The organism is Dialister sp. UBA1703, assembly GCA_002320515.1.
Classification (GTDB): domain Bacteria; phylum Bacillota; class Negativicutes; order Veillonellales; family Dialisteraceae; genus Dialister.
Genome location: DCJJ01000025.1, coordinates 8,171 through 27,540 on the forward strand (window position 1 = coordinate 8,171; position 19,370 = coordinate 27,540).

Sequence of the window (19,370 nt, forward strand, 5' to 3'; positions counted from 1 at the left end):
TTTCAAGGGGCAGGGAAAAGGTTCAAAGGGTTCAAAGGATTCAGAGGGTTGTGGATTGCCCTTCGGGCAATGATTATAAAGCCTTACGTTACGCGCTTACCTTCCCGCCTGACACTTGTCATCCTGCGCCGCAGGCGAAGAATCTTGCTGCTCATCACATGGGGCCAATCGGTAGTAAATACCAATCGGCAGAAAGTCTGATGTCTGACGTCTTTGATTCCTTTGGGGAATCCAGTCCGGCAGGCAGCGGAAGCGGTAAGCAGGCAGCGGTCTCACTTTTTCGTCAGCCTGCTAATAAAAACCCGCCCGGCTGTCCGGGCGGGTTTTATTATTTCTTCTTTCCCTTTTTATCTGTTTTTTCCTTTTTCCGCTTCTGGCGCATGTTCTTGCCTTTGTGTCCCAGGGCCTTATGCTCCTTTTTCTTGGTGGGCTTGTACATGCCCGGGGTGACCACTTTCTTTTTCGGTTTGCCCTGTCTTACGCGCCGTACGTTTCCTTTTTCGTCGTAGCGGGTAATGGTTTCGGAAATGGATTTTTCCAGTTTGCGGAGAAGGCTGCCGTCTTCAGGGGTGGCGTAGGTAATGGCAATGCCCTTGGTGCCTGCTCTCCCTGTGCGGCCGATGCGGTGGACGTAGTATTCCAAATTTCTTGGAATATCGTAGTTGAATACATGGGTAATGCCCTCCACGTCCAGTCCCCGGGCGGCAATGTCCGAAGCCACCAGTACCTGGATTTTTGCTTTTTCAAATTCCCGGATCACCTGGTTTCTCTGGCCCTGGCTCATGTCGCCGTGGATTTCGTCTACCACAAGGTCCGTTTCTTCCTGCAGCCTGCCTGCAATTTCATGGGCTTCTTCCCTGGTATTGCAGAAAACCACTGCCATGTAGGGATTCATTTCCGTCAGCTGCTTTACAAGGAGCTTGAATTTGCGAGGTTTGGTGGTTTCGTAAACCCGCTGGTCCACCGTGGAAGCTGCCGCTTTTTCGGACACGTCCACCATGGCGGGATGGGTCATGTATTTTCTGGCCAGCCGCACCGCTTCTTCCGGCATGGTGGCGGAGAAAAGAAGGAGCTGCCTTTTCCTCGGTGTTTCATCCACCAGAGCTTCGATGTCCTCCCGGAAGCCATTGGCCAGCATCTGGTCCGCTTCGTCAAGAATGACTGTCTTTACCTGGGACAAATCCAGACTTTTTCTCCGGATATGGTCCAGAAGACGGCCGGGGGTGCCGATAATGACCTGGGGATCCCGTTTCAGCTTCTGCAGCTGGTTTTCGATGGTTCTGCCGCCGATGATGTCGACTCCATCGATGCCAAGCTTCAAAGCAAAGGGCCGGAATACATCAAATACCTGCTTGGAAAGCTCACGGGTAGGGGTCATAATGAGAACCTGGGTCGCTCCCTTTTCCCTGTCCACCCGCTGGATGACGGGAAGAAGGTAGGCCAGTGTTTTGCCGGTGCCGGTCTGAGCACGGCCGATGAGGTCCTTTCCCTTGAAAATAGACGGGATGGAAGCCTGCTGGATGGGCGTGGGCATTTTAATGCCCTGTAATTTCAAAAGGGCTGTCAGATTTTCTCCTACCCCAAGTGCTGCAAATGCGTTCATAAATCCTCCTGTTACTGCAAAATGGGTATGTTTTTCTTATTATACCATATAAGCCTTGGGGCTTATAAAATCATCCTTCCGTTTTCACTGTCGGAAGGGTGAAGGAAACCACAGCTCCCAAAAGACCTGCCATCCAGAGAATCTGGAGAGCAGCCGGCAGGCCCCACAGATCCGCCGCCCATCCCACCAGCGGCGCAAAGATACCGCCCAGGGTGGTGGAAAGGCCCAGGGTGACGCCGGAGGCAAAGCCTGCGTTTTTGCCAAGGTAGGTCTGTCCCAGAATAACGATGGGACTGTAGGGCATGAATACGGAAAGGGCCGCCGGCACAAGAAGGGCATAGGCGAAGAGAAGACTATCCGTATGGGTCAGGAAGAAATAGGCAGGCACCATGCAGATAAAGGCGGTGTGGATGACCTTGAGGAAACCTGCCCTATCCGCCAGCACGCCTCCCAGGTAGGTAAAGCAGGCACCCAGGCCGAAAAGGATGGACAGGGCGGATGTTCCTTCTCCTTCCGAAGCCCCCATCACATGAATCCAGAGAAGAGGGATAAAGGTATTGCTCAGGGTAAATCCAAGGGAACGGGCCAGGATAAGAACCGACAGCTTTCCAAAGGACACCCAGTCGTTTGTCTTTTCCCCCTTTCCATGGGCCGAAGATTCCTTCTTTTCTGCCAGAGATACGATACGAAGGACAGAAGGCATGCGAAGGAAAATGGAAAGGGCAATGAGGGCGTTCAGCACACCGAAAATAAGAAGGGACTGAATGCCCAGACTGTAGGCGCAGAGGCCTGCCAGCAGGGGCCCTATGGCAAAGCCTGCATTGCCGCCTACGGAAAAGATTCCCATGGCCCGCCCTTTCACTTCGCCGGAAATACGGTTCACCATAAGGGCCGCTTCCGGATGGAAGAGTGCGCTTCCCACGCCGCAGCAGAGGGCCGCCGTGAAAAGAGCCATGTAGCTTCCCGTAAATCCCACCGAAGAAATAGAAAGGCCGCAGATAAGACAGCCCAGGGATATGAACCAGGGCCTGGAAATCCTGTCGGAGTAGTAGCCAAATACGGGCTGCATGACGGAGGCGATGAGCACATTGGCAAAGACAAGCATGCCCGCCTGCTGATAGGAAAGGCCATAGTGGGCGATGAAGTAGGGCAGAAGAGCCGGTATGGCCCCCTGGGACCAGTCGGTGGCCAGATGCCCGAGAGCGAAGAAATAGACTGAAGGATTCATAGGATCCCCTCCTCTCCTTTTTTCCTATTGTATGACGGACTGACGCAAAATAGAATCCCCTTTGGCAAATAATATACAGGTTACAAAAAAACTTCCAAGAAAAAATCTTGGAAGTTGATTTTGAGTGGTGCGGTCGGAGAGATTTGAACTCTCACGGATTACTCCACTACCGCCTGAAGATAGCGCGTCTGCCAGTTCCGCCACGACCGCATATGAAGTTAAACAACGAGAAATTAGGAAAATTGTGGTGCGGCTGGTGAGACTTGAACTCACACGATCGAAAGATCACTACCCCCTCAAAGTAGCGCNNTGCGTCTGCCAGTTCCGCCACCCCGGCAGGTAAACACTATGATGTTCATAATTAATATGGAGGCGGCACCCAGAATCGAACTGGGGATAAAGGTTTTGCAGACCTCTGCCTTACCGCTTGGCTATGCCGCCATATGGAGCGGAAAACGGGACTTGAACCCGCGACCCCAACCTTGGCAAGGTTGTGCTCTACCACTGAGCTACTTCCGCGCTGGCGACCCGGATCAGATTTGAACTGACGATCTCCGCCGTGACAGGGCGGCATGTTAGACCACTACACCACCGGGCCGCACGTAAGTTACTTAATAAGTATACCCATCCTGCCCCTTTTTGTCAAGGGAATGGATGGATTTGTCATTTTATGGTAAAAGCGGGAGAAAAAGCGAGAAAATCATAGTATAGGTCACATTTCCCAAAATCTTCTGAAAAAATTTTTTCATTTTTATGAAAAGAAATTGGGTCTCTGCCCCTATGACCCCCATCTGTCTCATGACGAACAGGAAACCTTTCGCAAATAGTTTCCTACTGGTATGAATCGCAGAAGCATCAAGTCGAGCAGGAAACCTTTCGCGAAAAGTTTCCTATCGCGATGAATCACAGAGGTGCCATGCCGAACAGGAAACCTTTCACAAATAGTTTCCTACTGGTATGAATCGCAGAAGCGTCAAGTCGAGTAGGAAACTTTTCGCATACAGCTCCCTGTCGGAATGAATTGCAGAAGCATCAAGTCGAGTAGGAAACTTTTCGCATACCGTTTCCTGCCCCTATGACTCATCTCATCATCTGACGTCTGCCCCTTCTACTCCAGCTGCTCCACTGCCCATTCCACTTCCTCCGAAGGAATCCGTTCCTGTTCCAGACGCCAGCCATGGTCGTGCACTTCTTTCCAGGCCATTTTCTCGCTCACCGTCAGTCTGTCAGGGATAACGGCGGTGTTTCCGGTATCTTTGATTTCCTTATCCACGTAGGCAAGAAGGGTGTCTCTATCCATGAGGAAGGAGTGAACATTGGGCAGGATGTGGCGGAGGGAGGATAGGATGTTAAAGCCGTCGGAATCCAGATCTCCCCAGTAGTACACTTCTTTATCTGCCAGCCATTTGGCCTGTCTGGCCAGTTCCAGCACGCCGTAGCCCATGCCGAAGAGGATGAGGCTGTTAGCGCAGTCGGGGAAGGTGTAGCCGTTGACCTTGTTTTCCGTAATGAATATCCGTTTATGAGGCGGGTTGAAACGGGCCACATCGTCGTTGGAGAGGAAGAATTTCCGCACGCCGTAGAAGAGCATGGACGCATCCAGACTTCTGGCACAGATGGAGGGGGTAGGCACGTCTTTGACGAAAAGTTTTTCCTTCATTTCTTCATTGCTGTCCACCTGATTATCTGGAAAAAGGGCATTCCACAGGGTGCGCACCAGGAAGGCATGTCTTTCCAGAAATTTGGTATCCACGCCGGGAATGGAGATTTCCCGAAGGTATCCCTCCTTCTCTTCTTGTCTTTGAAAGAAATCGGCGATATTAAAGAAAAGGGGATAAAATTCTTCGCTGCGGATGCGGGGATAGTAATGGATAAACCAATCCTTCAAAGCGCCGTTTTTCTCGTCCACTTCCTTCAGGGAGGAGAGAAACTCCCTTTTCTCTCCGTTCATGCCAAGGAGGGCAAAGGCGTCCTCCGGGCGGTCCACGAAGACCCGTACCGGCAGTGTCTGACGGCCGAAAGTTTTCGTGTTCTTTCCCTTTTCATCAATACGCCACAGAGGCTTTCCGCTGCCGTCTTTCACCGGATGGCGCCAGTAGTCGGACCAAGAAAGGAGGAGGCTCCAGTCCTCTTCCGTTTCCTCCGGCCTTTTCAGAACCATGCGGAAATAGGGCTCTTCTCGCTCTTTGGTCAGGGCTTCGTAGAGAATGCCCTTCTCTTCCTGTTTTTTCAGTTTTTTCAGAAGCTCTTCATCATACCGTCTTCTTCTCATGGGCCAGGAATTCCTTTCTGTATTCGCCGATGGTCATATTTCTCAGCTCCGACTGCCTGTTTTCGTTCTGGCTCACGTAGCCCAGATGGGAAATGAAGGGTTCGATAGTGGGAATCTTGGCAAGCGGCGTCACCACCAGAAGCTGCAGTCCCATGCGGCGGAAAAGGGAGAGGCCGAATCTTGCCGATTCGTCGGAGCTCTTCAGGAAGGCTTCGTCGATGACGGTGAACCGGAAGGTGGGCAGCCTGCCGCTTCCTGCAATGCCGAAGCTGTACACGAAGCTGGCCGCCAGAATGGTGTAGGCCAGTTTTTCCTTCTGGCCGCCGGATTTGCCGGAGGAGTCGGTGTAATGTTCGAATTCTTCTCCTCGGGAGCCGTCGGGCTTTCTGATCCTTTCGGAAACGGCAAAGGTGAACCAGTTCCGCACGTCCGTCACCAGACGGGTCCATTTCCTGTCTTCCTCCGCCTGTCCCGGCCGGCTGGAGCTGAAACGGTCCAGAATTTTTTCGATTTCCAGGAATTTTTCCTCATTATAAAGGTCGTCACTGCCGGAAAGGCTGCTGTCGGTGCATTTTTTCAGCTGCTGCCGGAATTTTTTGATTTCCATGTTCAGCGTTTCCACGCATTCGATTTCGATATAATGACCCTTATTGTAGTCGATATCATAGAGGGAATGGTTGATTTCCTCGATTTTCTCCCGGATCCGGTCCCGGGCGGTGAAAAGCTTGGACTGGAAAATGGCCATATCCTGGATGGTATTTTCCCGGAGACGCTTCTGGAATTTCGGAAGCAGCCGGGGCAGGTCGTCTTCCTTGATACGGCGGAAGATTTCCTTGTATTCATTGCGGTTGGCCCTGTTCATGTCGGTGGTAAGGTTCGGGTCCGACTCGTTGTGAAGAGTCAGGTACTGCAAGTAATGGGTCATGCCTTTGGCCATTTCTCCCGATGATTTTTCCTTCTTTTCATCGTTAGCCTCCCGGGCCTTCCGGATCCACCGGTTGTAGTCGGCGTTCTTGTCCTGCATGGATTTCAGGGTGAAAAGGCCCTTCTTGCCGATAATGTCCGCCCGGTGAGCTTCCAGAAGGTCGAAGGCCTTTGTACGGATCAGGTCGGATGCCCTTTCCAGAGTATTTTCATCGGCCCGCTTCTTTTCCTCGTGCATATCCATCAGAGCCTGCAGTTTCCCCTTCTCGCTGCGGAGGCTGCTCATATCGTCCTGATTGTCCTGCCAGTCTGCTTTCAGCTTTTTGATTTCCGCTTCCAGCCGGGAAAGGATATTGTCGTGGCCGGTGAGGCTCTGGATGAGTTTCTTCTGCCGGCGCACCCGGTCTTCGAAGGATTTCCTGTCGATATCCTTGAAATTGTGGATGGTGAGAAGCCTTGCTGCCGCATTTCTCTGTTCATTGTACCGGTCACGTTCTGCCTTCACCTGCCGGATATGCTTTCTTGCTTCTTCCCTGTCTTTGGCCAGCTGGTCCAGTTCTTTGGAAATGAGAACAATCTTTTCCTTGTTCGAAAAGCCCAGCACATAATGACGGCGGTCGTCGATACGGTAGCGGTCATCCTTCTTGTGCCATTTCCCCTGGGCTTTGATCTGCCCCTCCGGAGAGAGGGAGAAGGATGCCTTTTTGAAATCGGCGGCGCTTTCTGCGCAGATATGGTCAAAGCGGTGATACAGCTCCCCTGCCAGCCAGGAGGCAAAGGGAGAGTCCTTCTTGATATTCAGCTTCCGGGCAGCCGCTTTGGCAGGAAGGTCCGTCATGCGCACAGGCTGGGTGTATTCTTCCACCCGGTAGTACACAATGCGCTGATGGAGAAAATGGTGCTCCATCCAGCCGATGACCTTTTCGTAGAGGGACTCCGGCACCAGCATGGACACGCCGAATTCCGACAGCAGGCGTTCCAGGGCACCTTCCCATTTCTGCTCCTCCGGCTTCACTTCCATGATTTCGCCGGCAAAGGGCATATCGCTTTCCGGCACCACCAGGTCCGAAGCCAGCTGCTTTCGGATGGCCACAAACCTTTCAGGAATATTGGAATCCCGCTTCTTCAAAGATTCCAGTTCCATGCGGTCCTGGCCGATTTTTTCGACGATTTCTCTTTCTTTGCTGTCCGCAGCCGATTTCTCTGCATCCAGACGGTCATACTCCTTCTCCAGCTTATCCGCCAGGTCCGACAGCTCCTGCCGTCTTTTGATGAATTCATCCAGCGAAGACGGCAGCGCAAGGCCCAGGGCATCTGCCAGCACACTGTATTCCTCCGCCTTCTGGGAAACGATTTTCAGGTCCTTCTCGTAGCCTGCCAGGTCCCTTCTGGCTCCTTCCAGACGGGCGCCGCCGTTTTCCCACATTTCCTTCTTCTTGTTGTCGATTTCATCGGACAGATGGCTGGACTCATCCTGCAGCGTTGCCAGCCGGCTGTCCAGATCCCCCATCTGGCGGCCGCATTTTTCCAGCTCCTCCGACAGGATTTTGATTTCCTCTCTGGCCAGGTAGGGTCCCACACCGTCGGCCATAAGGGAAAGCTCCGACTCCTTTGTCAGACACTCATCATAGCTGTCCGACGCCGCTGCCAGAGGCTCCAGGATTTCCATCTTCTCCCGGTCCCTGACGATGGCATCGTGAATGCTCTTTAAATCATGGAAACGGGACAGAAGGTGCTGGATATTTTCCTCCATGCTGCTCATATCCATTCCCCCCAGCATGTTCCGGCGCACGAAGTCCGTAATGCCGTTCACCTTCTTCATGGACACGGTCTGCTGGAAAAGGTCTAGCGCATTGTCCTGAGTAATGCCGAAGAGGGATTTAAACTTCACCGCATATTCGCCGTAATCATTGAAAATGTGCACATAGGGCAGGCGCTTCAGCTTTTTCTTCAGGTCCCCAATGTTGGTGCCAAAGTTTCCGAAGTCCTGGCGGATGGACATATCCCTTTCCCCCACCACGAAAAAGCGGGCAGGCTTTTCACTGCCCGGGGTGAAATAGAAGACCTGGGCGAGGCTCACATAGTTTTCACTGATTTCATCGAAAAAGACGCCGAGGATGACGGAGTACTGATTCTTGTCCCGGAGGGCCACCGGCTCCTCCTCCCCCTCCGCATTGCTCCTCTTGGCATAGTAGCCGCGGACGTAGGAGTTGAGGCTTCTTTCCTTGCTGCCGGAATCGGCGGCTTTATTGTAGTTGATTTTCTGCTGTGAAATGAGCAGGGTGAGGATGGCATCTACCAGGGTGGATTTTCCTGAGCCGATTTCACCGGTGAGGAGGGAGGTGTCGCCGCCCAGTTCAAAGGGCCACACCACCTGGTCGAAGGTACCCCAGTTATAGACCTCCAGCCGCCGGAGCCGGTACCCCGGCCGGGCCATGGAGCTTTCATCAAACAGATTCATCTTCCTTCGCCTCCTCTTCCTTCTTCACGGTCAGTCCGTTTTCTTCCATATATTTATCCAGCTGCCTGTTGAACTCCGACAGCCACTCCGCATCCATGAAACGGCGGAGCACCGGCTGCACTTCATATTCGTACTCATTGTCCTTCACCGGCACCAGGATTTTCATTTCCAAAGCCTTGGAGAAACAGCGGTCGATGGAGTTGGTAAACTTGACCTCATCCGATACATCGGGGAAATAGGGCTTCATGCGCCGTACCATTTCCTCTTCACGAATCACCAGGGCCCCTTCGCCGCTTCCGCTGTCATACTCATTGATTTCATTTCTGAGAAGGGCCAGAAAAAGGCTCATGCGGAAGGTCAGAGGCTGCTTCTTCACCAGATGGGGCAGCACATCATCATCCCGCTGCTTCAGGAAGGCAAAGCCTCCTTCATCATCAATGACCAGCGACAGGCCGATTTTCTCCATATATTCGTCGATGCGGAACTGCTGGCTCCGGATGGTGTTCCAGATTTCCGCATTGTCTTCCTTCCGCACCACCCCCTGCAGCAGGTTGATAAGCGTCGTGGAAAATAGTATGTCTGCCTTATCCATTCCTGTCCCTCTTTTCAAATACGATACGGTCCATGTCCACATACCGGTTTCGTCCGTCAATGCCTTGGAAGACAATGCGGTCCTTCACCGGCAGGAACCGGTGATGCTCGCTTTTGGCGATTTCCATGTAGGCCAGAAGCTCAAACAGTCCCTTTTCCAGGGGATACATGTCCAGCACATCCTTCAGCGTCACCGTGTCCCAAGTCTCCAGCATTTCATCGATATGATTCTTCAGTACCTTCTTATCCACATACACCTGGTTGAAAATGGCATCCAGACTGCCATGGTGGGTCCCCAGCTCCAGACTGTGGGTCTCAAGCTCCATCTTCGCCGGCGGCATGCGGGGCACCCGCTCCAGCGGCAGGGAAACGCTAGGCGAAAGCTCGCTCACTTCCATGAAATCCTTCGCCTTTGGCTCCGAGCCCTTTATGGAAAGGGCCTTCTTTTCGATTTCCTTGATCTGGAAATAAATATTCTTCTTTTCCTGCAGATTATTCTCATTCACATACCAGCTGATCTGCTCCGACAGCTTGGCAATGGTCTGCTGCACATCTTCTGCGCCGTCCACCCAGGCCTGCTTGATATGGAGGGCATCGTAGCGGTCCATATCCTTCGACAGGGCGGAAAGCTTTAAAATCTTCCTCATGGTCTCATCGAAATCCCGCTGCTGGGAAAAGGCCATGAGATAGTCGAAGAAGGCGGCAAAACTTTTCCCCTGCTCCGACTCCTCGATCACTTCCCGGTCCGCAATGAACTGCTCCAGGAGAGCCCCCTTGCCATGCTCCCATTCGTTCACCTCATCCCGGAACTGGGTATAAATCTGCTGGAACTTATCCTTTACCTCCCGGAAATCGGACAGAATGCCGCCGGCAATATCCATGGCCTCCATGAACCGTTCCTTGATCTGCACATCGTCCAGCACTTCCACCCGGCCGCCTGCCTTCAGATCCCGGATTTTCCTGTTCAGCTCGTTTCTCTGCTTTTCCAGATACTTCAGCCTTTCCTCACGGTCCGGATTGGCCTGATGCTCGATTTCATGAAGCAAATGGAAAAACGTATGAAGGCGGGACTCGGTGCCGATAAAGGACCGGCTCTTCAGACTGGCCAGCCACTCCACCGCCTTCTGCCCTGCGGTGGTCAGATCATAGAAGGTCTGCCGGTTCTGGTAAAACCGCCGAAGCCAGCGGTGATCCTCATCGGACCACCGGCGAAGATACAGCTTTGCCTCATCGGCAAGGTCATCATCATCGGGAATGGCCTCGCCGGCAAGACTGTGCTTCTCCGAAAGAAAAGAGCGCATATCCAGCACCAGCCTGGCCTCGCTCAGATTGCGCACGTTGTTTTCAATAAATTCACGATAAAAAAAAGAACAACAGAAAGCTGCATCATCAGAAGCCAGAAGCTTCCACGATGGACTGTTTGTTCTTAAAACTGCCAGGGAGTCCAGGTCCATAAAGCTGTCATTTGCCATGGACATCCTCCTTATTTAAAAATTCGACAAAAAAGAGCCGGGCTGCACCTTACCGCCCTTTGGCACCACGAAGAAATCCTCATCAAAGATGCCTTTGGCTATTTTCCTCAAAATGCCGTAATTCCCCTTGATGACATGAAGCTTCCTTCCCAGAAGCTCCACCAGCGGCTCAATATACGCCTTCACCGGCGCCGTATCATAGCAGCCCGTATCTATAATATAGAAATCATGCACCGGAGCGTACAATTTTTTAAGATACTCATGGGCCTCGTCCCTGCCCATCTTCTTCTCCAGCTTTGCCATATCAATGGAAGATTCTTGGGTAAACTTCATCCAGCTCTCCGTCATGAATACGCCATATATATCCCGCTTCAGATTATCCAGCGAATCATCGGACAAAAGAATGTCCAGACAGTCCCGGGTCTTTGGATACACCAGAGGCGCCGAAGACGCAGTAATGCCGATATTTCCGCCGCCGCATCCCGTAGTGCACACCACGATACGGTCTATATTGTAGAAATGGTCGATCTTATCCTGCACATAATGATGAAGAGCTTTGGGATCCCGATGAAGACCGGGCGGCATGAAATACACCACACTCTCCGATGAAGCCTCCTTCAAAGCTGCCTTCAGCTCCCCCTCCAGCGTAGGGCAGGCAAGAATCACCGTCTGATTTCCCATGATACATCACCTCAGCGTATAAAGAACAGCCGCCCACATGAGAACCGTAGCCGCTGCCCCAAGAAATACAATCATGCCTCTGCCGCTTCCGCTATCTTCGCCGGCAGCCACCTTCCTGCCAAACCGGGACTTCGTCCCGTCCAGAAAAAGAAGCCCGCCGAAAGCTGCGATCTGGGCATACAGGAAATAAGAAAGCAAGCCATCCGGCACCTCTGAAACAGTCACCAGAATACAGGGCAGAAGAATCAGGCACATAAAAAGCATCCGAAGCACCCGGTACCACAAAGGATACCTACGCTCCGGCCCCTTCGCCTTCACTGCCTGGTAACTCCAGATAGTCATCAGAAAACCAATGGCCAGCAAGACAAAATTCAGCTCATCCATAGAAATCGCCCATCCGGACAAAAACAAAACTACTGCCTTTATTGTGGCATAAGAGAAAAGATTTGTAAATCGCTGAGGGAGAAATTTTTAGAGAAAAAGCCCCCAAAATTCACGAAATGTAGAAATGGTAAATGATAAATGAAAGTAGTGCCTTTTCGCAGAGCGGTAAAGGTGCCATGGTCCCCTGCCTCGCAAACGGTAAAAGGAATGATTAGAAAGAAAAGCCTCCTGCCACTACATCCCTTGCCCACCCCTGGACAGGGGTAGCGAGCGCAGCGATGCCGGAAGGGGTGGGCTGCCTGCGGCAGCTGATATAAAATAGGCGCCTTTTATTTTTTAGGCGCTTTCCTTTTTAGTCCTGCCGCCTGCAGCGGCCTCCCCCTTCCACCACTACGTGGTCCCCCTACCCCCGAGTGCGAGGGTGGGCAAGTTTAGGGTAGAGATGCGGTCCCCTCTCCTCGCAAACAGTGTGACAGCATGTTTATGGAGGAAAAAGCCACCCGGCACTACATCCCTTGCCCACCCCTGGACAGGGGTGGGTGGCGAGCGCGGGGGGGCAAGTTTAGGGTAGAGGCGCAGTCCCCTCTCTCACCTCGCAAACAGTGAGCAGCATGTTTATGGAGGGAAAAGCCACCCGGCACTACATCCCTTGCCCACCCCTGCCCAGGGGTAGGTGGCGAGCGCCTATATACTCTCTTGCGCCCCACTGCTTGTCAGGTGGCAAGGGAACTGGATTCGCAGAGTCGATAGACGACTGAGAATCCAGTGACACACTTCCCACCGGGGCGGGAGAGGGCCACAAAGTGGCGAGGAGGGATTGCCAAAGGCATGCTGACCTCGGCAGCTGATATAAAATATGGGCTGTGAGAAAATGATTTATATTTTTTCACAGCTCCCTTCCTCAATTCACCATTTCTTCCAAGGATATCTTCATTACCTATTTCAGCATTCTTGTTATATACGCTCTCATACCCTCTACTTTATCCATATCGAAATACTCAGGTATATGAAGGAAGTACTGTTTTATAGATTCCTCTGTTATTTCTACCTGTGAATATTCGTCAGGCCCATATCCCTCTCTAGCTTTCCGCCATGGATCTTCCTGGTGCGTCATATATTCCAACATCTTTCCACTGTACATACCAAAACTGTTAAGGATATTTGAAATCAGATTCCGATCCTCCGGCGTCAGATTCACCTTCGAATTCAAAAGCAAGGCTGACCTTTCATCATCAATCAGATTAAACTTAAAATTTTTAAATACATCGTACACATCTCGATAAACCGGGCCGTGAATCCATGCTTCGCATCGACTGGTAAAGAGCGGTCTGCCCAAGAGGGCATCATGGATTCCATTTGCATAATACAAAAGCTTCTGCAGCATTAATGGAGTAATATCAGTTTCATTTTGGAAAATAAATGAAATAACATCCATAAGTGTTGAAGGTAAATGGGTGAATGAGTCATCCAGTTCATGAATTGCTTTGAGCGCTTTCTTATAGGCTGACTCCCCCACTGCTTCCCTGTTGGCCTTCAGTTTCTCCCTCATGAAGGCTGCTGAACTCAATGCCTCATACATAATTTTCGAGTAGGCCTGAGAAGGAGCCTGTCCGTCCAAATACCGGGTAACCGTGATTTCTCCAAACCCTAAAGCCAGAGACAAAGTCGATTTCCCCATATGATAAAGTTTCATCAATTTCCTGATTTCCGAAATGCTGATGATCCCTTCCTCTTTTCTATACTGAAAATCAATTTCCCGCGTGTTCATATCCAAAAGGCCCGGCAGGGAGACCTCATTCCCGCATTCCAGGCATATGGCCTTTGTAATATAGAATCTATAGGTTTTGCCGCGGATATGCTCCTCCACCGGCACCCGCTTCAGAGCAAAAGGCCTCATATCATCGCAGTTCTCGCAAAAACCGGCTCTTTTCATTTCTTTCCTCCTGTACCTCATTTTACTGAAAATATGGAACCAGCGGGTATTCCTGCTCATGGAAAGATATCAGAATTCCTTCAACCATTTCTCCATCCACTATCCGCTTCATCAGCCTGACCTTAATATAAATAGGAACATCACGGCTGCTTCCACCAAAACGTTCCTCAAGTCTGACCGTTATTCCATACACATATAAAGTCTCCCCCGTCTTCAAGTCATCTAATCCATCGCAGAAATTTTCTACTCTCAAATGACTCACAATCGCCATAACCTTCGAATCTTCACAAATATATTTATTTTTGAAATCACGATTTTTATCCCTGGAAACAACCAGCAGTCTCCTATGACCGGCAGCATGACAGATCTGCCTCGTAACTTCAGCAATAAAGTCTCTGGTAAATAATTTCTTTGACTTCATAAAAGCGGTATCCCCATAAAATGATATAAATTCATAATACTCGTTGCCTACACTTATTATATATTCATGATAGCATTTTGTAAATATCCAATCATTATATTCGCTTATACGTATATTTTCCGGCTTACTTTCTATGCCCTGTTCCAAATGGAAGCATCAAACACCTATTACTCCCCTGCACCTCACTGCTTGCCACCAGGGCAGGGGAGCGCCACATATCTTTAAACTTGCCCACCCCTGATACAGGGGTGGGTGGCGAGCGCCTATATACTCTCTTGCGCCCCCCTGCTTGTCAGGTGGCAAGGGAACTGGATTCGCAGGGAGTCGATAGACGACTGAGAATCCAGTTCCCTTGCCACCGGGGCGGGAGAGGGCCACGCAGTGGCATGGGGGGATTGCCAAAGGCATGCTGCCTGCGGCAGCTGATATAAAATAGGCGCAAATCCACCCTTACGCGATTGAGAATCATTCCGAATCCAAGTATAATAAAAACAAATATATCCACAGAAAAATTACAATTTCATACTCTTCATCCCCCTGTTTTCTGACAAAGGAGACGTCATGCCATGAACGACTCGGAAAAAATAGCATGCCTTGAGGAAGAAATCAATTATCTCCGCCATCTTTTGGATACCCACGGGATTCCCTACCGGAAAAAGGCGACAGAAAAGCCGCCCCTTCCCGCCCAAAGGGCCATTACCCCTGACATGGCCCGTTTCTTCTACTCCTATTTCCACGGCCGCAGTGACGTGTTCAATCGTCGGGCCCCTCTGAAAAGTGGACGCTTCGGCTATTTCCCTGCCTGCTATAACTTCTGGAAGCATGGCATCTGCCCGAAAGCCTCCGGCCGCAAAGTCCGCTGCCAAGACTGCCAGCACAGGAAATACATTCCCCTGTCTCCTGCCATCCTCATGGCCCATCTGAAGGGTGAAAAGAAGAATACCAGCGATGTAGTGGGCCTCTATCCCCTCCTTCCTGACAACACCTGCCGGTTCCTCGTCTTTGATTTCGACAACCATGAAGAAGGTAAAGCAGATGATAAAACCTGGCAGGAAGAGGCCGGCACACTGGCCCGGATCTGCCGTGAAAACCACATCGATGCCCTGGTGGAAAGGTCCCGCTCCGGCCACGGCGCCCACGTGTGGATTTTCTTTGCCTCTCCCATTCCTGCCTCGGAAGCCCGGAAATCTGGAAACGCCCTTCTGGCAAAAGGCGCCCAGTCGGTGAATATGAAAAGCTTTACCGCCTACGACCGCATGATGCCCATGCAGGACAACCTGCCCTCCGGCGGTCTTGGTAATCTCATTGCCCTTCCCCTCCAGGGACAGGCCTTGAAAAATGGAAACAGCGCCTTCGTAGATGAAAACTGGAACGTACTCCCGGACCAGTGGGAAACACTGAAACGCACGAGAAAACTGACCTCCGCCGAAGTAACAGAGAAAATCAAGCTCTGGCTGCCCCTTTCCTCCCTTTCCTCTTCCAATAAATCTCCCACCGGTGACACCGAGGCCGAAAGCAGGCCATGGGAAAAAGAATGTCCCCCTCTTTTCAAAGAAGACGTTAAAGACTCCCTTGCCATCACCTTGGCCGACGGCATCTATATTGCCAAAGACAACCTACAGCCCCGCATGCAAAACAGCCTCCGCCGCCTGGCTGCCTACAGCAATCCCGAATTTTTCAAGAAATACGCCATGGGCTACTCCACCTACGGCACACCGCGCATCATGTACCGGGGCTATGACACAGAAAAATACATACACCTTCCCCGAGGCTGCCTGGAGCCCCTGATTTCCGCCCTGAAAACCGGCGGTATCTCCTACACCCTTTCCGATAAACGACATACCGGCCGCCCCATTTCCCTTTCCTTCAAGGGGAAACTCTACCCCGAGCAGCAGGACGCCGTAGACGCCCTCCTCCCCTACCACACCGGCATTCTGAACGCCGCCACCGCCTTTGGCAAAACTGCTGCCGGCGCCGCCCTCATTGCCGCCAGGAAAACATCCACCCTCATCCTCGTCCAGAACCGGGAAATCTTGAAAAACTGGGAAACGGACCTTTCCAAATTTCTTGAAATCAAAGAAAAAATGCCTACCTACACCACCCCCACCGGCCGCATCCGGCAGAGAAGAAGCGCTGTAGGCACCCTCTCCTCCGGCAGGAATACCCTCACCGGCATCATAGACATTGGCATGATTTCCTCCCTGGCTCGGGAAGATCGGCTCTCCCTCCTCAAAAACTATGGCCTCGTCATCATGGACGAATGCCACCATGCCGGCGCCGAAACCGACGAAAAAGTGCTGGACCGGGTCGCTGCCTCCTACGTCTACGGCCTCACCGCCACGCCAAAACGAAGCGACGGTCAGGACAAACGCATACTCTTCCAGTTCGGCCCCATCCGCTACAAATACACCGCCAAAGACCGGGCCGCCAAACAAGGCATCGGCCATTTCATTTACCCAAGATTCACCCGCCTGGCCCACACATTTCCCCAGAAACCTACCATCCCCGAACTCTATGACCTCATCGTCAAAAGCCCCACCCGGAACGAGCAGATTATTAAAGACACAGAGCGCTGCATCAAAGAAGGCCGCACACCCCTGGTCATGACCAAGTACAAAAGCCACGCCGCCTTCCTCTTCAGCCGCCTCAAAGACAAAGCCGACCACGTCTTTCTTCTCCAGGGAGGCCAGAGCCGGAAAGAGAACGACCGCATCCGTGCCGCCATGGCCGCTGTTCCCCCTGATGAATCCATCATCCTTGTGGCCATCGGGAAATACATAGGCGAAGGCTTCAACTACCCCAGACTGGACACCCTTCTTCTGGCCATGCCCATCTCCTGGCAGGGAAACGTAGAACAGTACGCCGGCCGCCTCAACCGTGACTACCGGACAAAAAAAGACGTCATCATCTTCGACTACATTGACGCCCACATTCCTACTTTGGAAAAAATGTACCACAAAAGACTGACCACCTACAAAAGAATCGGCTTCTCCTTGAAAACCGACCTGACAGACACAGCCAATGTTCCAAACGCCATCTTCGACAGCACCACCTACCGGCCGGTCTACGAAAAAGACATCCTCTCTGCAGGAAAAGAAATCATCATCTCCAGCCCCGGCCTGGGCACCCGGAAAACATCCCGTTTCATCAAACTCATCCCGCCCCTCCAAGAAAGAGGAGTCAAAATCCAGATCATCACCCTGCCGCCGGACATCTACCCTGACAAAGCCAAAGAATGGGCCGAGAAAAACCAGCACCGCCTCGCCAAAGCCAGCGCCTCCATCCTCACCCTCCCCAACTGCCGCGAACACTTCGCCATCATCGACCGCGCTCTCTGCTGGTACGGCAGCATGAACCTCCTCTCCCAGGAAAAAGAAGAAGACAGCCTCATGCGCCTCACCTCCCCCAAGATTGCCGAAGAACTCATCCAGCTCACCGCTAAAGAAACCGCCTTCATGAAATAAAAAGAAGCGCCCTTCATCTTTAAAGCGCCTTCCTTTTAGTCCCGTCGCCTGCAGCGGCGCCCCTTCCACCACTGACGTGGTCCCCCCCCCACCCCCGAGTGCGGTGGGCAAGTTTTTTTGGGGGGTAGGGGCGCGGTCCCCTCTCCTCGCAAACAGTGCAGCAGCAAGTTTAATGGAGGAAAAAGCCACCCGCCACTACATTCCTTGCCCACCCCTTGCAAGGGGTGGGTGGCGAGCGCAGCGATGCCGGAAGGGGTCAGCTGCCTGCGGCAGCTATATGAAAAAGGCGCCTTTTATTTTTTAGGCGCCTTCCTTTTTAGTCCTGCAGCTTGTAGCGGCCTCCCCCTTCCACCACTGACGTGGTCCCCCCACCCCCGACTGCGGGGGTGGGCAAGTTGGGGTAGAGATGCGGTCCCCTCTCCTCGCAAACAGTGAGCAGCATGTTTATGGAGGAAAAAGCCACCCGGCACTACATCCCTTGCCCACCCCTGGACAGGGGTGGGTGGCGAGCGCAGCGATGCCGGAAGGGGTCAGCTGCCTGCGGCAGCTATATGAAAAAGGCGCCTTTTATTTTTTTAGGCGCCTTCCTTTTTAGTCCCGTCGCCTGCAGCGGCGCCCCCTTCCACCACTGACGTGGTCCCCCACCCCCGAGTGCGGGGGTGGGCAAGTTTTTGGAAAAGGAAACCACGCCACTACGCCTCTTGCCCACCCCTGTTCAGGGGTGAGCAAGGGACGCCGGGAAGGGGCAGCTTTTTTCTACCTTCTCTCTGCTATGGCTTTTTCTATTTCCATACAGACTTCTTTGAAGTGGAGATTAACCTGGCCATTATAGAAGCGAATGACTTTGATGTGACAGCTTTCTAGGAAAGCTGTCCTTTTCTTGTCATATTCCTGTTCTTTCTCGGTGTAGTGCTGGCTGCCATCCAGTTCTATAACCAGACGGATTACGGGGCAGTAGAAGTCACAGATATAGTGCCCTATAATTTTCTGCCTGTAAAAGCGGAGGGAATGTTTGCTGAGGTACAGGTACCAGAGCTTTCTTTCCTCCTGTGTCATGTTCTTTCGGAGTTTTTTTGCTCTTTCCAGCAAAGAGCGGTCTTCAGGCATTGTGGTCTTCTTGTTCATGGGAGCCTCGAGGAGAAAAATGGAAAATTTATAATGAGGAATGGAAAAAAGTAAATCCGGAATAGGGAACGGCGGTGTGCACCTAAAAGGATAAAGATGATAGTCGGAAATTGTGCCCGCTTGGCGGGCACCGGCCGCTGCGTGGCCTCCCCCTTCCACCACTTCGTGATCCCCCACCCCCGAGTGCGGGGGTGGGCAAGTTGGGGTAGAGATGCGGTCCCCTCTCCTCCCAAGTGCATGGCCAGCAAGTTTTGAGAGAAAAGCTACCTGGCACTACGCCCTTGCCCACCCCTGTTCAGGGGTGGGTGGCGAGCGCAGCGATGCCGGAAGGGGTCAGCTGCCTGCGGCAGCTATATGAAAGAGGCGCCTTTTATTTTTTAGGCGCCTTCCTTTTTAGTCCTGCAGCTTGTAGCGGCCTCCCCCTGAAGTGGTAAACTAAAATTGGACACAGAGGGGGTAATCTTTAGACATACAGTGTACACTGCATAGGCAGTGCAAAATAAGCACTGTACAGAGTGTCCCCCCTTTTACTGGACAGGAGGTTTGCCATGAAGTACACGAAAGAGCAAAGATTGGACATCGGACGACGAATTTACTACAGCGAAATAAGTCGGTATGAAGCCGCAGAAGAATATGGCATCAGTGAGCAGACCGCACGGAATTACATGAGAATGTATCGGGATGCCAATCGGCTGCCGCCCAAACGCGGACAGAGATCCATCAGCGCACTCTCTTTCAAGAAAGAGCCGGCAGAGCTGGATGAACTGAAATCTATGACAAAGGAGGAATTGATCCAGGAGCTGATTAAAGC

Annotated in this window: 13 protein-coding genes and 4 tRNA genes; 2 read left to right on the plus strand and 15 right to left on the minus strand. The window is 52.1% G+C overall.

The genetic code is table 11. From position 1 onward, the window contains the following. Positions 1-328: 328 nt before the first annotated feature. The 14 genes from B2Y11_RS01360 to B2Y11_RS01425 form a co-directional block, all read right to left on the minus strand. Positions 329-1,603, minus strand: a complete 1,275-nt coding sequence (locus tag B2Y11_RS01360; RefSeq protein WP_291055179.1) for a DEAD/DEAH box helicase — start codon at positions 1,601-1,603, stop codon at positions 329-331. Positions 1,604-1,673: 70 nt separating this feature from the next. Further along, the gene (locus B2Y11_RS01365; protein WP_291055182.1) at positions 1,674-2,831 is read right to left on the minus strand and encodes an MFS transporter; all 1,158 of its coding nucleotides are present in this window, start codon (positions 2,829-2,831) and stop codon (positions 1,674-1,676) included. 125 nt (positions 2,832-2,956) lie between these two features. Further along, positions 2,957-3,041 (minus strand) — tRNA-Leu (locus B2Y11_RS01370). Between the two features lie 157 nt (positions 3,042-3,198). Then, positions 3,199-3,272 (minus strand) — tRNA-Cys (locus B2Y11_RS01375). 3 nt (positions 3,273-3,275) lie between these two features. Next, a tRNA-Gly gene (locus tag B2Y11_RS01380) sits at positions 3,276-3,350 on the minus strand. A gap of 2 nt (positions 3,351-3,352) precedes the next feature. Next, positions 3,353-3,429, minus strand: a tRNA-Asp gene (locus tag B2Y11_RS01385). A gap of 510 nt (positions 3,430-3,939) precedes the next feature. After that, entirely contained in the window at positions 3,940-5,103 is a 1,164-nt protein-coding gene (locus tag B2Y11_RS01390) for a DUF3322 and DUF2220 domain-containing protein (protein WP_291055185.1), read from the minus strand. Next, a complete protein-coding gene (locus B2Y11_RS01395; protein ID WP_291055188.1) occupies positions 5,084-8,488 on the minus strand; it encodes an ATP-binding protein in 3,405 nt (1,134 codons plus the stop codon). Before B2Y11_RS01395 ends, B2Y11_RS01390 begins: the two co-directional genes overlap by 20 nt. After that, positions 8,475-9,080, minus strand: coding sequence for a DUF4194 domain-containing protein (locus B2Y11_RS01400; protein WP_291055191.1), 606 nt, complete (start codon positions 9,078-9,080; stop codon positions 8,475-8,477). The genes B2Y11_RS01395 and B2Y11_RS01400 overlap by 14 nt, the downstream gene beginning before the upstream one ends. Beyond that, positions 9,073-10,551, minus strand: a complete 1,479-nt coding sequence (locus tag B2Y11_RS01405; protein ID WP_291055194.1) for a DUF3375 domain-containing protein — start codon at positions 10,549-10,551, stop codon at positions 9,073-9,075. Before B2Y11_RS01405 ends, B2Y11_RS01400 begins: the two co-directional genes overlap by 8 nt. A gap of 15 nt (positions 10,552-10,566) precedes the next feature. Further along, positions 10,567-11,232, minus strand: coding sequence for a DUF1638 domain-containing protein (locus B2Y11_RS01410; protein WP_291055197.1), 666 nt, complete (start codon positions 11,230-11,232; stop codon positions 10,567-10,569). Between the two features lie 6 nt (positions 11,233-11,238). Beyond that, positions 11,239-11,616, minus strand: a complete 378-nt coding sequence (locus B2Y11_RS01415) for a hypothetical protein (protein ID WP_291055200.1) — start codon at positions 11,614-11,616, stop codon at positions 11,239-11,241. A gap of 937 nt (positions 11,617-12,553) precedes the next feature. Beyond that, positions 12,554-13,549: a type II toxin-antitoxin system antitoxin SocA domain-containing protein gene (locus tag B2Y11_RS01420; protein ID WP_291055203.1), complete on the minus strand. Its 996-nt coding sequence runs from the start codon at positions 13,547-13,549 to the stop codon at positions 12,554-12,556. A gap of 22 nt (positions 13,550-13,571) precedes the next feature. Then, entirely contained in the window at positions 13,572-14,117 is a 546-nt protein-coding gene (locus tag B2Y11_RS01425) for a hypothetical protein (protein ID WP_291055206.1), read from the minus strand. A gap of 419 nt (positions 14,118-14,536) precedes the next feature. Here B2Y11_RS01425 and B2Y11_RS01430 point away from each other — a divergent pair, with 419 nt between their 5' ends. Then, a complete protein-coding gene (locus B2Y11_RS01430) occupies positions 14,537-17,434 on the plus strand; it encodes a TOTE conflict system archaeo-eukaryotic primase domain-containing protein (protein ID WP_291055209.1) in 2,898 nt (965 codons plus the stop codon). Between the two features lie 756 nt (positions 17,435-18,190). Here B2Y11_RS01430 and B2Y11_RS01435 read toward each other — a convergent pair. Beyond that, entirely contained in the window at positions 18,191-18,559 is a 369-nt protein-coding gene (locus B2Y11_RS01435) for an endonuclease domain-containing protein (RefSeq protein ID WP_291055211.1), read from the minus strand. A gap of 548 nt (positions 18,560-19,107) precedes the next feature. Here B2Y11_RS01435 and B2Y11_RS01440 point away from each other — a divergent pair. After that, positions 19,108-19,370: hypothetical protein (locus tag B2Y11_RS01440; protein WP_291055214.1), on the plus strand; the 263-nt coding region annotated here is incomplete at its 3' end.

Coding starts and splice junctions, on each gene's coding strand:
- B2Y11_RS01430 (WP_291055209.1), top strand. CDS start 14,537: ATGAACGACTCGGAAAAAATAGCATGCCTTGAGGAAGAAATCAATTAT.
- B2Y11_RS01395 (WP_291055188.1), bottom strand. CDS start 8,488: ATGAATCTGTTTGATGAAAGCTCCATGGCCCGGCCGGGGTACCGGCTC.
- B2Y11_RS01400 (WP_291055191.1), bottom strand. CDS start 9,080: ATGGATAAGGCAGACATACTATTTTCCACGACGCTTATCAACCTGCTG.
- B2Y11_RS01415 (WP_291055200.1), bottom strand. CDS start 11,616: ATGGATGAGCTGAATTTTGTCTTGCTGGCCATTGGTTTTCTGATGACT.
- B2Y11_RS01420 (WP_291055203.1), bottom strand. CDS start 13,549: ATGAAAAGAGCCGGTTTTTGCGAGAACTGCGATGATATGAGGCCTTTT.
- B2Y11_RS01435 (WP_291055211.1), bottom strand. CDS start 18,559: ATGAACAAGAAGACCACAATGCCTGAAGACCGCTCTTTGCTGGAAAGA.
- B2Y11_RS01360 (WP_291055179.1), bottom strand. CDS start 1,603: ATGAACGCATTTGCAGCACTTGGGGTAGGAGAAAATCTGACAGCCCTT.
- B2Y11_RS01410 (WP_291055197.1), bottom strand. CDS start 11,232: ATGGGAAATCAGACGGTGATTCTTGCCTGCCCTACGCTGGAGGGGGAG.
- B2Y11_RS01365 (WP_291055182.1), bottom strand. CDS start 2,831: ATGAATCCTTCAGTCTATTTCTTCGCTCTCGGGCATCTGGCCACCGAC.
- B2Y11_RS01405 (WP_291055194.1), bottom strand. CDS start 10,551: ATGGCAAATGACAGCTTTATGGACCTGGACTCCCTGGCAGTTTTAAGA.
- B2Y11_RS01390 (WP_291055185.1), bottom strand. CDS start 5,103: ATGAGAAGAAGACGGTATGATGAAGAGCTTCTGAAAAAACTGAAAAAA.